The 12,531-nt window shown below is 58.3% G+C and carries 12 protein-coding genes and 1 pseudogene; 10 read left to right on the forward strand and 3 right to left on the reverse strand.

The features are described from left to right. Positions 1 to 189: 189 nt before the first annotated feature. On the reverse strand, positions 190 to 1,902 hold the full coding sequence (locus AEQ67_RS09855; RefSeq protein WP_059403693.1) for a recombinase family protein: 1,713 nt from the start codon (positions 1,900 to 1,902) through the stop codon (positions 190 to 192). A 32-nt stretch (positions 1,903 to 1,934) separates the two neighbouring features. On the opposite strand from AEQ67_RS09855, the pseudogene AEQ67_RS09860 reads away from it, so the two are divergent. From AEQ67_RS09860 to AEQ67_RS09870, 3 genes and pseudogenes are all read left to right on the forward strand, one after another. After that, positions 1,935 to 2,774: pseudogene (locus AEQ67_RS09860) on the forward strand (PA0069 family radical SAM protein); the annotation flags it as partial. A gap of 244 nt (positions 2,775 to 3,018) precedes the next feature. Next, complete coding sequence (locus AEQ67_RS09865) at positions 3,019 to 3,750, forward strand: carbonic anhydrase (RefSeq protein ID WP_059403694.1); 732 nt, start codon at positions 3,019 to 3,021, stop codon at positions 3,748 to 3,750. Between the two features lie 90 nt (positions 3,751 to 3,840). Beyond that, positions 3,841 to 5,367 (forward strand): SulP family inorganic anion transporter, encoded by a 1,527-nt coding sequence (locus tag AEQ67_RS09870; protein WP_059403695.1) that lies wholly within the window; start codon positions 3,841 to 3,843, stop codon positions 5,365 to 5,367. 94 nt (positions 5,368 to 5,461) lie between these two features. Here the strand turns inward: AEQ67_RS09870 and AEQ67_RS09875 are convergent, their stop codons facing one another. Next, positions 5,462 to 6,109 (reverse strand): hypothetical protein, encoded by a 648-nt coding sequence (locus AEQ67_RS09875; protein ID WP_059403696.1) that lies wholly within the window; start codon positions 6,107 to 6,109, stop codon positions 5,462 to 5,464. Between the two features lie 371 nt (positions 6,110 to 6,480). Here AEQ67_RS09875 and coxB point away from each other — a divergent pair, with 371 nt between their 5' ends. From coxB to AEQ67_RS09895, 5 genes are all read left to right on the forward strand, one after another. Then, the gene (gene coxB, locus AEQ67_RS09880) at positions 6,481 to 7,608 is read left to right on the forward strand and encodes a cytochrome c oxidase subunit II (protein WP_059403697.1); all 1,128 of its coding nucleotides are present in this window, start codon (positions 6,481 to 6,483) and stop codon (positions 7,606 to 7,608) included. An 82-nt stretch (positions 7,609 to 7,690) separates the two neighbouring features. After that, on the forward strand, positions 7,691 to 9,280 hold the full coding sequence (gene ctaD / locus AEQ67_RS09885; protein ID WP_059403698.1) for a cytochrome c oxidase subunit I: 1,590 nt from the start codon (positions 7,691 to 7,693) through the stop codon (positions 9,278 to 9,280). Further along, entirely contained in the window at positions 9,277 to 9,411 is a 135-nt protein-coding gene (locus AEQ67_RS36480; protein ID WP_269084719.1) for a hypothetical protein, read from the forward strand. The genes ctaD and AEQ67_RS36480 overlap by 4 nt, the downstream gene beginning before the upstream one ends. Then, the gene (locus AEQ67_RS09890) at positions 9,404 to 9,955 is read left to right on the forward strand and encodes a cytochrome c oxidase assembly protein (protein WP_059403699.1); all 552 of its coding nucleotides are present in this window, start codon (positions 9,404 to 9,406) and stop codon (positions 9,953 to 9,955) included. The genes AEQ67_RS36480 and AEQ67_RS09890 overlap by 8 nt, the downstream gene beginning before the upstream one ends. 25 nt (positions 9,956 to 9,980) lie before the next feature. Then, positions 9,981 to 10,868: a cytochrome c oxidase subunit 3 gene (locus AEQ67_RS09895; RefSeq protein WP_059403700.1), complete on the forward strand. Its 888-nt coding sequence runs from the start codon at positions 9,981 to 9,983 to the stop codon at positions 10,866 to 10,868. Between the two features lie 79 nt (positions 10,869 to 10,947). Here AEQ67_RS09895 and AEQ67_RS09900 read toward each other — a convergent pair whose 3' ends face one another. Next, positions 10,948 to 11,151, reverse strand: a complete 204-nt coding sequence (locus AEQ67_RS09900; protein ID WP_010465658.1) for a twin transmembrane helix small protein — start codon at positions 11,149 to 11,151, stop codon at positions 10,948 to 10,950. A gap of 70 nt (positions 11,152 to 11,221) precedes the next feature. On the opposite strand from AEQ67_RS09900, the gene AEQ67_RS09905 reads away from it, so the two are divergent. Further along, positions 11,222 to 11,962: an SURF1 family protein gene (locus AEQ67_RS09905; protein WP_059403952.1), complete on the forward strand. Its 741-nt coding sequence runs from the start codon at positions 11,222 to 11,224 to the stop codon at positions 11,960 to 11,962. Then, positions 11,928 to 12,521, forward strand: coding sequence for a hypothetical protein (locus tag AEQ67_RS09910; protein WP_059403701.1), 594 nt, complete (start codon positions 11,928 to 11,930; stop codon positions 12,519 to 12,521). Before AEQ67_RS09905 ends, AEQ67_RS09910 begins: the two co-directional genes overlap by 35 nt. Positions 12,522 to 12,531 lie beyond the last annotated feature (10 nt).

Raw genomic sequence — 12,531 nt, forward strand, 5'->3', positions numbered from 1 at the left:
AACGCTGATAGCGAACTTCTTGACAGAGCGTTTTATTCCTCTGTCCTTATATGAGAAGTATAGCATGAAAGTGCGATTTGTCAACCCCTAGCACGTACTTTATTAGCAAGTCAACCAGCTTTCGCCATTATTTACGCGGGTTGCGTTAGTTTCGACTCTCGAATGTAGCCGCCCTTTATCCCGAGCCCGCTACATCGTTGGCTTCTTCTTCGGAATAACCTCTACCACGGACTCCCAGCCCACGCCCTTCAACTCGGCAAGTTCTTCAGCAGTGAACATCGGGGGTGACTTATGAGGCTTCTTAGGACCTGTACGCCCGGATATGCGGATGGTGCCTGTAACTGGCGCCTTCTTGAATCGTTTGTCCGCTGGGGCACTAATGCCCGCATGTAACGGCCTCACCTTCCCTTGGAACTGCTCGCGTACAAACGTATCGAGTGTCTTCGCTTGGAAGTCGATGAGCATTTTTTCGAAGATGGTGATCAGGTAACGATTAATCCTCGCCCGCTCCAATGCGGCTTCCTCGCTCCTGTCGTACAACATCCAATCCACACGATCACTGATATCGAATCCGACAATGCTGAATGCGTCCTCCATCTCGGCAAGCTTGGCCTCTGCGTCTACCAACTTCGCTCGCGCTACACGATCATCGCCCTTGGCCTTTGCTAGTATGCCGATATACGCCTCCTGCCGGTCTTGATCATCCTCGTCCATCACCCGCTGTTCAGTCTGTTTCGTGCGAACCGCGATCTTGTCGATCAGGGCTAGCAGTTCGTCACGCTCACGGGCCAGGGTTTTAAGGTCGTCGGAATGTTCCATGAAGTAGCTCTTCAGGTTGGTCCAGTGTTCGAATCGGAACAACAACCTACGCAGATGCTCGCCCCTAACGCTCTGGACACCCGGAACGATGCACGTGTGGCTCATCGAGTTGGTGCAGATGAAGTATTCCTTACCACCCTTCGCCATGAAGCGGACGCTGCCACCACACGCGGCACAGAACACCAGCCCTCTATAGATGTTGAGGTTTGACGCTGCCTGTCTCCCAGCGAACGGGCGACGTTTGCTAATCACTGCCTGCACTTCGGCAAACAGGTTACGGTCGATGATTACCGGATAGTAATCAGACAGCACCCTGTCGGATGGGAGATTCTTCCCGGCCTTCTCATCGAAGTTGGTGATTGTGTGTTCACCGATTAGGCGACGATTCTTCAACAAATACTGAAGCTGGTAGACCTTCCATTCGGAGCCGTATTGCTCGTTCACCCTACGGCATGTCTCAGACAGACCGTATTGCAGCGCCAGCTTGAACATTGCCCGTATTTGTTTAACGACTTCATCGACCTCTACGAACTTGCGTTCCTCGCCCACACGTTCAACCGTCAGCCACTGGGCCACCTTGTCAGTGACCACCTCCCCAGATTCCATACGCTTGTGGTTGTCCTTCCAACCCTTGCGAGAAAAATCGCTCTTACGCTGGGACTCGGCATTAGCACGGGACATATCCACGAGGATGGCCATCAATCCGCCAAGGTCGAGCGTACCCGGCGTGTAAATCTGTAGCCTGTCGGCAATACCGATCTTCAATCCGGCGCCAAGGATTTCAAAGAACAACGGGACGGCATCAGATAGACCCATTCGCGTCATCCGGTCGGCGTTCTCAAACAGCAGCAGACTTCCCGGTGGAATGTCGCCACCCTTGGCACGTTCGATCACCTCCCGAAGCTTGCCTTCGTGGGCGTTCTTTCCGCGAAAACTGCTCATGCCGGGGTCTGTCAGCTCTTCCGCCAGCGTATACCCGTAGTGCCGACAGAATGCCTCCTGCGCCTGACGCTGACGATCCTCTGTCGATTTCTCGCCTTGGACGACCGTCGACCACCTCATGTAGCTGTAAACCCGTGACATTTCACTCACCGCTGGCATTGGTACTTATTGCACAGTATAGCTGCATCTACTGTTACGCGCGGCCCAGCCACGCCTATTGGGATATGTCGCCGGGGCTGGATTTCGAAACCAAGCTGATCGCCAAAACCAACGCTGCCGATGTGCTGGAAGAACAGCTCTCCAAACGCGGCTACCAATGTGCACCGATCAACCTGGGTTCCAACACCGATCCTTATCAACCGATCGAACGCGAACACAAGATCACCCGGCAAACCCTCGAAGTGCTGCTGCGTTACCGCCATCCGGTGACCATCATTACCAAAGGCTCGCTGATTCTTCGCGATCTGGACCTGCTGGCCGAACTTGCCCGACAAAGGCTGGTGGCCGTAATGATCAGCCTGACCACCCTCGACGATGAACTCAAACGCATCCTCGAACCCCGCGCCGCTGCACCCAAGGCTCGTCTGCGGGCCATCCGGGTGATGCGCGAAGCGGGAATCCCGGTGGGGGTGCTCTGTTCACCGATGATTCCAATGATCAATGACAGCGAACTCGAAAGCCTGCTCACCGAGGCCCATGCAGCGGGTGCGCAGAGTGCCGCTTACATGATGCTGCGCCTGCCTCTGGAAGTGGCGCCGCTGTTCGAAGAATGGCTGGCTGCCCACTATCCTCAACGTGCCGCGCATGTGTTGAGCCTGATTCGCCAAAGCCGTGGCGGTGAGCTCTACGACAGTCGATTTGGCGCCCGGATGCGCGGCGAAGGGCCGTTCGCCGATCTGTTGGCACAACGTTTTGCCAAAACCATCAGGCGTCTGGGGCTCAACCGTCGGGAAGGCTTCAATCTGGATTGCGAAGCCTTCTGTCCGCCGGGTCGCCAAATGTCGTTGATTTGAGGACAATTGGCCTATGGTTGAGTAGTTGGAAAGGCGCTTGGCCATTAGGCTGGTCACGTTTTTTGTGACCTGGAACGCACGTTCTAGAGCGTTTCATTCAGTTTGAGTTAAGTTTCGACGGCTACCTTGTTCATCGAGTGACTGACGGGTCGAGATCTTCGACCTGGATGTTTTTTAAAACAGCCACTGGCTTCACACCGGACAAAACGGGAAAATTCCCTGACTCCGCCAAAGAGGATGAATCATGAGTGACAAGGATAAACAGCCGCTGGCTGCGTCGGCTTCAGCCCAACCGGAGGCGGAAACCGCCGATGCAGCGTTGCAGCATATCGTTGACGGCTTTTTGCATTTTCATCACGAGGTTTTTCCACAGCAGGAAGAACTCTTCAAAAAACTCGCCACGGCCCAGAGCCCCAGGGCGATGTTCATCGCCTGCGCCGATTCGCGCATCGTTCCTGAGCTGATCACCCAAAGCGCCCCCGGCGACCTGTTCGTAACCCGCAATGTCGGCAACGTCGTCCCGCCTTATGGGCAGATGAACGGCGGTGTTTCCACGGCCATCGAATACGCAGTCCTGGCCCTCGGCGTGCAGCACATCATCATTTGTGGGCACTCCGACTGCGGCGCGATGCGCGCGGTACTCAACCCGCAAAGCCTGGAAAAAATGCCCACGGTCAAAGCCTGGTTGCGTCATGCCGAAGTGGCGAAAACCATGGTCCAGGAAAACTGCCATTGCGCTGACGAAAACGAGAGCATGCACGTCCTCACCGAGGAAAATGTGATCGCTCAGTTGCAGCATTTGCGCACGCATCCGTCGGTAGCCTCGCGCATGGCCAATGGTCATCTGTTTATCCATGGTTGGATCTACAACATCGAAACCAGCGAAATCAGAGCTTACGACGCGGATCAGGGTTGTTTCCTGCCGCTCGATGGCAGCCATCCGATTCCGGTGGCGACGCCCAAAGCGCGCTTCTAAAACCTCCTAAATCCTTGTGTGGTTTAGCCGTGGCTGCTGATCAAGCAGCCTGGCTTTGCCATGCCTGAAGAAAACTTCGGGAGAATCCCTATGCGTGCTGCGCAACTCAAAGCTGTTCTGCCACGGGAGCTGTTGGCTTCGGTGGTTGTGTTTCTGGTCGCCCTGCCCTTGTGCATGGGCATTGCCATCGCCTCGGGGTTACCGCCGGCCAAAGGTTTGATCACCGGGATCATTGGTGGACTGGTCGTGGGCTGGCTTGCCGGTTCTCCACTGCAAGTCAGCGGCCCGGCGGCGGGCTTGGCAGTATTGGTGTTCGAACTGGTGCGCCAACACGGTATCGCCATGCTCGGACCAATCCTGTTGCTGGCGGGTTTTCTGCAATTGGTGGCCGGGCGCTTGAAGCTCGGTTGCTGGTTTCGGGTGACGGCGCCAGCGGTGGTCTATGGGATGCTTGCCGGGATTGGCGTGCTGATTGTGCTATCACAAGTGCATGTGATGCTCGACGCAGTGCCCAAGCCTTCCGGGCTGGATAACCTGTCAGCCTTCCCGGCCGCCGTTGCTCAGGCATTGCCGTCGTTTGGCTGGCAGGCCGGTCTGCTGGGCCTATCGACCATTGCCGTGATGTACCTGTGGGAAAAATTCCGTCCGCACTCCCTGCGTTTTGTTCCGGGCGCCTTGCTCGGTGTCGGTCTGGCAACGGCCGCCAGCCTGATACTCGCACTGCAAGTCAAACGCGTGGAGGTGCCGGCCAATCTGGCAGAAGCCATCGACTGGCTGAAACCGGCGGACTTGCTCAACCTGGCAGATCCCACGCTGCTGATTGCCGCGTTTGCCGTGGCCTTCATCGCCAGCGCCGAAACGCTGCTCTCGGCCGCAGCGGTGGACCGCATGCACAGTGGCCAGCGTTCGGACTTTGACCGGGAATTATCGGCACAAGGTGTTGGCAACATGCTTTGCGGTCTGCTCGGTGCGCTGCCCATGACTGGCGTGATCGTGCGCAGTTCGGCCAACGTCCAGGCTGGCGCCACCACGCGACTGTCGGCAATCTTCCATGGTTTGTGGCTGCTGGCGTTTGTGTTGTTGCTGTCCAGCGTGTTGCAAAGTATTCCGGTGGCGAGCCTGGCGGGCGTTCTGGTTTACACCGGCTTCAAACTGGTCGACCTGAAAGCTTTCCGTGGCCTGGGTCGTTATGGCCGGATGCCGATGTTCACGTACGCGGCGACCGCGTTGGCAATCATCTTCACCGACTTGTTGACTGGCGTGCTGATCGGTTTCGGGCTGACCCTGGCCAAACTTGCCTGGAAAGCCTCGCGACTGAAGATCAGCCTGATCGATCTGCCCAAGGACGGTGAAATGGAATTGCGGCTGATGGGTGCGGCAACCTTTCTCAAGGTGCCAGCGCTGACACAGGTGCTGGGCACGATTCCGGCAGGCTCGACGGTGCATGTGCCGCTCAATAACCTGAGCTACATCGATCATTCGTGCCTGGAGTTGCTGGAGGAATGGGGGCGGGCGAATGCGGCGAAGGGTTCGAAGCTGCTGATTGAGGCGCGGGGGTTGAAGCGTAGGCTGGAAGGACGTTTGCGTACGACTACCGGAGTAGGCGCAACCGGCTAAATCACCTGTAGGAGCGAGGCTTGCCCGCGAAGCTTTTGGCGTACTTGAAGACGCCTTCGCGGGCAAGCCTCGCTCCTACAGGTGGGTTGCAGCTTTATGCGGCGGGCTGATCCAGCTCCAGGCCAACACCCAAGCGGCGCGACATACATGGCCAGCGCTTCCACGCAGCGCCTGTATCCGGGCTGCTGAGTTTTTCGCGGTAGGCTTCCACCGACTCCAGCGCAAAGCTTTCGTCGTCGAGCATGCTGTCCACCGCGTGGTGCACCACTTCATCCAGTTGGTTGGCAAACTCCTCACCGATCAATTGGTGGGCAATGAGGTTGGCGACTGTCATGTCCAATGGGATCAGTGGCTGGCCAAAATGCTTGATGTACAGGTCATTGACCTCTTCGACAAACCGATGCGCCAGATAGGCTTCGTCCAGCAGGCTATCGAGCCCGATGTGCCCGGTCATGATGTCCGGCGGCTGGAGGAAGTACTGTTCGGCGATTTTCAGCACCGGTTTGATCGACTCGATACCCGCTTCCCTGGCAACTTCATTGGCTGCATCCAGCAGATCAGGCACTTCATCGATGTAGGCGGCGACAAAACGCGTCAACACGCCGTTGGCGTCTGCCTCCGGTAATTGGATCGACGGGTGCAGGTGAGGCAGTTTGCTTTCCAGATGACGAGTCAACAGGCCGGTCTCGGCCTCGTGTTGTTGGGCTTTTTGGATCTGCTCGCGCAATGCGGCGGTGTTCATGAAAACTCCAGGAAACAAAGGCAATGAAATAGGGAAGACATAACTTAGCTGGCTTATGAAAAAGGCTAAGACGCATTTGTCATAAATATTTCATCCTTGAGACATCGCCGTTATATCGGTTTGCCACCACGCGTCTGCATCCTTCTCCATTCGTGACCTTGAACGCAAGTCCCAGCTGTTTCAGATCATTTACGCCATCACATTGCGAGGTGGCAGTCGCTGTCTATACTCGGGTGGGAATGGAGTTAGCTGATGACGCCCGACTGCACACGCAGCAAGGCTCGGCAATTCAAGTTCGTAGTCTGAAAAAGCCGCTCCCTTGCCGCAGGTGAAAGCCGGCGGGATAACAAGAACGATAAGGGGAACCCGCAATGATGCGACATCCACACGTCTGGATGGGCCTCCTGTTGTGGTCAATTTTCAGCCCGGCACACGCTGCCTGGACTGTGAATATGGCGCCTGGAGCGACTGAAATCAGTCACGCAGTATTTGACCTGCACATGACCATTTTCTGGATCTGTGTAGTGATCGGCATCATCGTCTTCGGCGCCATGTTCTGGTCGATGATTCTCCACCGCCGCTCGACCGGGCAGGTGGCCGCAAAATTTCATGAAAGCACCACCGTCGAAATCCTCTGGACCATCGTGCCCTTCCTGATCCTGGTGGCCATGGCGGTTCCCGCTACCGCAACCCTGATCAAGATGTACGACGCCAGTGAGCCGGATATCGATATCCAGGTCACGGGCTATCAGTGGAAGTGGCACTACAAATACCTGGGCCAGGACGTCGAGTTCTTCAGCAACCTGACCACACCCGCCGATCAGATCCACAACAAGGAAACCAAGGGCGAACATTACTTGCTCGAGGTCGACAAGCCGCTGGTGCTGCCGATTGGCGCCAAGGTGCGCTTCCTCGTGACGTCCGCCGACGTTATCCACTCGTGGTGGGTGCCGGCCTTTGCGGTCAAGCGCGATGCGATTCCGGGGTTCGTCAACGAAGCCTGGACCCGTATCGATAAGCCGGGCATCTATCGTGGTCAGTGCGCCGAATTGTGCGGCAAGGACCACGGCTTCATGCCGATCGTGGTCGAGGTCAAGGAAAAGGCCGACTACGAAAAGTGGCTGGGCGAGCGCAAGGCTGAAGCCCTGCAACTCAAAGAGCTGACCAGCAAGGAATGGACCCTCGACGAGCTCAAGGAGCGCGGCGACAAGATTTATCACACCACGTGTGTGGCCTGTCACCAGGCCGAAGGTCAGGGCCTGCCGCCAATGTTCCCGGCACTCAAGGGCTCGAAAATCGCCACTGGGCCTAAAGAAGGTCACCTGAGCCTGGTCTTCCATGGCAAGCCCGGCACCGCGATGGCGGCGTTCGGCAAGCAGCTTTCGGAAGTCGATATCGCGGCGGTCGTGACCTACGAACGTAACGCCTGGGGCAACAACAAAGGCGACATGGTCACTCCAAAAGAAGTGCTGGAGCTGAAACAGGCGGAAAGCAAATGACCCGGTCTATTGCGCATCTAAGGAATCGGTCGGGGCAACGCGCCCCGGCCTGCCCAGCCCATCTGTTTGCAGGAGACAAGCCATGAGCGCCGTCATCGATGACCATGGTCATGCTACCGATCACGCCCACGGCCCCGCCAAAGGCCTGATGCGTTGGGTGCTGACCACCAACCACAAGGACATCGGCACGCTGTACCTGTGGTTCGCGTTTTCCATGTTCCTGCTGGGCGGCTCGTTCGCGATGGTGATTCGCGCCGAGCTGTTCCAGCCCGGTTTGCAAATCGTCGAACCGGCGTTCTTCAACCAGATGACCACCATGCACGGTCTGGTCATGGTGTTCGGTGCGGTGATGCCGGCCTTCGTCGGCCTCGCCAACTGGATGATCCCGTTGATGATCGGCGCGCCGGACATGGCCCTGCCGCGGATGAACAACTTCAGCTTCTGGCTGTTGCCAGCGGCGTTCATCCTGCTGGTGTCGACCCTGTTCACCCCCGGCGGCGGACCGAACTTCGGCTGGACGTTCTACGCCCCGCTGTCGACGACCTACGCACCGGAAAGCGTGACGTTCTTCATCTTCGCCATCCACTTGATGGGGATCAGTTCGATCATGGGGGCGATCAACGTGATCGCGACCATCCTCAACCTGCGCGCCCCCGGCATGACGCTGATGAAAATGCCGCTGTTCGTCTGGACCTGGCTGATCACCGCGTTCCTGCTGATTGCGGTGATGCCGGTACTGGCGGGCTGCGTGACGATGATGCTGATGGATATTCACTTCGGCACCAGTTTCTTCAGTGCCGCCGGTGGTGGTGACCCGGTCTTGTTCCAGCACGTGTTCTGGTTCTTCGGGCACCCCGAGGTGTACATCATGATCCTGCCGGCCTTCGGTGCCGTCAGCTCGATCATTCCAACCTTCTCGCGCAAGCCATTGTTCGGCTACACCTCGATGGTCTACGCCACGGCGAGCATCGCGTTCCTCTCGTTCATCGTCTGGGCGCACCACATGTTCGTGGTCGGCATTCCGCTGGTGGGCGAGTTGTTCTTCATGTACGCCACGCTGCTGATCGCGGTGCCGACCGGGGTGAAGGTGTTCAACTGGGCGAGCACCATGTGGCAGGGCTCGTTGACCTTCGAGACGCCGATGCTGTTTGCGGTAGCGTTCGTGATCCTGTTCTCCATCGGCGGTTTCTCCGGGCTGATGCTGGCCATCGCCCCGGCGGACTTCCAATACCAGGACACCTACTTCGTGGTCGCGCACTTCCACTACGTGCTGGTGCCGGGGGCGATCTTCGGGATCTTCGCCTCGGCCTACTACTGGATGCCGAAGTGGACCGGCCACATGTACGACGAAACCCTTGGCAAGCTGCACTTCTGGCTCTCGTTCATTGGCATGAACATGGCGTTCTTCCCGATGCACTTCGTGGGGCTGGCGGGTATGCCGCGACGGATTCCGGACTACAACCTGCAATTTGCCGACTTCAACATGGTCTCGTCGATCGGCGCGTTCATGTTCGGCACCACGCAAATCTTCTTCCTGTTCATCGTGATCAAGACCATCCGCGGCGGCCCGCCAGCACCGGCCAAACCGTGGGATGGGGCTGAAGGGCTGGAGTGGAGTATTCCGTCACCGGCGCCGTACCACACGTTCACCACGCCGCCGGAAGTGAAATGAACGCCGCCCTTGTAGGAGCCGGCTTGCTGGCGAAGAACGATAACGCGGTTTATCTGATAGACCGCGGCGCCTGCTTCGCCAGCAAGCCGGCTCCTACAAGGTTTGGCGTCGAGGTTGAAAATCATGGCTGATTCAATTTCGTTGAAAAAGCTGGTCACGCGTCTACTGATGGTGGTGGTGGCGATGTTTGTCTTCGGGTTTGCCCTGGTGCCGATCTACGACGTGATGTGCAAGGCGTTCGGCATCAACGGCAAGACCGCCGGGCAGTACGAGGGCGAGCAAACGGTCGACACGTCGCGGCAGGTGCGCGTGCAGTTTCTGTCGACCAATTCCGCCGACATGTCCTGGGATTTCTACCCAAAAGGCGATGAGCTGATCGCGAATCCGGGGGCGGTGAACGAGATGATTTTCATCGCCCACAACCCCACCGATCGGCCGATGAGCGCCCAGGCGGTTCCGAGCATCGCGCCGAGCAACGCGGCGGCGTATTTCCACAAGACCGAATGTTTCTGCTTTACCCAGCAAGTGCTGCAGCCCGGTGAGCGGATCGAGATGCCGGTACGTTTCATTGTTGACCGTGACATGCCCAAGGATGTGAAGCACCTGACGCTGTCCTACACGCTGTTCGATATCACCGCCCGACATCCACCGGTAGCCGTAAACACTGGCGGCTGAGCGTGCCCGATAAGGAGAACAATAAATGGCAACTCATGAACACTATTACGTACCGGCCCAGAGCAAATGGCCGATCATCGCCACGGTCGGCATGCTCACGACAGTGTTCGGCCTGGCCACCTGGTTCAATGACCTGAAAGCGGCGCGGCCGGAATCCCACGGCCCGCTGATCTTTTTCGTCGGTGGCCTGCTGCTGGCTTACATGCTGTTCGGCTGGTTCGGCACGGTGATCAAGGAAAGCCGCGGCGGGTTGTACAGCGCACAGATGGATCGCTCGTTCCGCTGGGGCATGAGCTGGTTCATCTTCTCGGAGGTGATGTTCTTCATCGCCTTCTTCGGCGCGCTGTTTTATGTGCGTCACATCTCCGGCCCGGCACTCGGCGGCGAAGGCCCCAAAGGCATCGCCCACATGCTCTGGCCGAACTTCCAGTTCGCCTGGCCACTGCTGCATACCCCTGACCCTAAACTCTTCCCGCCACCCAAGGAAGTCATCAGCCCCTGGGGCCTGCCGCTGCTCAATACCGTGCTTCTGGTGAGTTCCAGCGTCACCGTGACCATTGCCCACCACGCCTTGAAAAAAGGCCATCGCGGCGCATTGAAAATCTGGCTGGCGATCACCGTGCTGCTGGGTTGCGCGTTCCTCGGCTTCCAGGCCGAAGAGTACATGCACGCCTATCACGAACTGGGCCTGACCCTGGGTTCCGGCATCTACGGCGCGACCTTCTTCATGCTCACCGGTTTCCACGGCGCCCACGTGACCATCGGCACCATCATCCTGTTTGTGATGCTGATGCGGATCATGCGCGGGCACTTCGATAACGAGCACCAGTTCGGCTTTGAAGCGGCGAGTTGGTACTGGCACTTCGTGGACGTGGTGTGGATCGGGCTGTTCGTTTTCGTCTACGTGTTGTAGGAGCGAGCTTGCTCGCGAAGGTGTGTCAGACACGTCGGTTTCGGCTGATAGACCTTCGCCAGCAAGCTGGCTCCTACAGTTACCAAGGCGCACTCGACACCAACTGGCCGCTGAAAAAACCCCAGGCAATCAAGCCGACGGTGATGGCGGCCAGCGCAACACGAACACTCAAGGCAATGACGAGGCGGTTCGAGCTGCTGTCGTCCTTGACCAGAAAAAACAGGCCGCTGAACAGGCTGACAACCGTGGCAATCAGCATCAGGACGATGGCTGCTTTGAGCATGGTGAGACTCCGGGGGAAAGGCGATGCACTTGAGTATAGCTATCGCGACTAGCGACTTTCTGGCAATGCCATGAAGCGCTTTCGGCCGGGCCTCGTGCCGACACTGATGGTCGCGCTCTTGCTGCCGCTGCTGGTGTCACTCGGGTTCTGGCAATTGAGCCGGGGCGCGGAGAAAAGCGCGCTGCTGCAAAGCTACACCGAACGCCGTGCGGCCGAACCGATGGCCAGCACCGAGTTGCAACACACCGAGGATCCGGCCTTTCGCCGCGTTCGCCTGCATGGTCAATTCGATGCTGCGCACAGCCTGCTGCTGGATAACCGTCAACGCGACGGCAAGGTCGGCGTCGAGTTGCTGCAACCGTTTCAGGATCAGGCGACCGGGCTATGGCTGCTGGTCAATCGCGGCTGGCTGCCGTGGCCGGATCGGCGCACTCCTCCGCAATTCAGCACACCGACTCAGGCATTGAGTCTTGATGCCTGGGTCTACGTCTCCCCCGGCGCGACCTTCCAGTTGCATGCAGACCCAAGCACCACAACCTGGCCGCAGCTGGTGACCGCCGTCGAGCCGGCGAAGCTCTGGACGGCGCTTGATCGTGAAGGGTTTGCCTACGAATTACGCGCAGAAACCGGCCCCGCGTCCTACCAGGCCGATTGGCCAGTAGTCGCCATGGGGCCGGAAAAACACATCGCTTACGCCGTGCAGTGGTTCGCCATGTCGATCGCCCTGTTCGGCCTTTATCTCTATCTCGGCTGGCACAACGCAAAGGAGAAACACCATGGGAGCGGCCATGAATCCACCCAGCATGTCTGAGGCGAAAACACCGGCGAGTCGGCGCAAGGGACGCTTGCAGTTGCTGCTGATCCTGCTGGGGGTGATCGGTCCGATGATCCTCGCCACCGGCATGTACAAATTGCAGTTCTGGGTGCCGGACGGTCGCAGTTATCACGGCGAACTGATCGGCAACGGGCAGACGCGCGCCGACCTCGGCGTGCAGGCGCAAGAGGACCGTTGGCAGATGCTGGTGACGGCGCCCAAAGAGTGCTCGGTGGACTGCCAGCAATTGGTGTATCTGGCGCGACAAATCCAGATCGGCCTTGGTCGCGATGCTTCCCGCGCCAGCCACGCGTTAGCCGCCGCGCAACCGCTGAGCAGCGACTACGAAGCCAAGCTGACACGTGAGTACCCGCAGCTGCAACGCTACCCCATGGACCTGACCACCTTCAGCAAGACGACTGGCGACAATGCCGTGCCGCAGCTGTGGATCATCGACCCGCACGGCAATCTGGTGCTGCGCTACGACCCGACGGTCAAGGGCAAGGACCTGCTGAACGACCTGCGTCATCTGCTGAAACTGTCGAACATCGGATAAGGGCATCGTC

The organism is Pseudomonas sp. RIT-PI-q (genome assembly GCF_001297125.1).
Lineage (GTDB): Bacteria > Pseudomonadota > Gammaproteobacteria > Pseudomonadales > Pseudomonadaceae > Aquipseudomonas.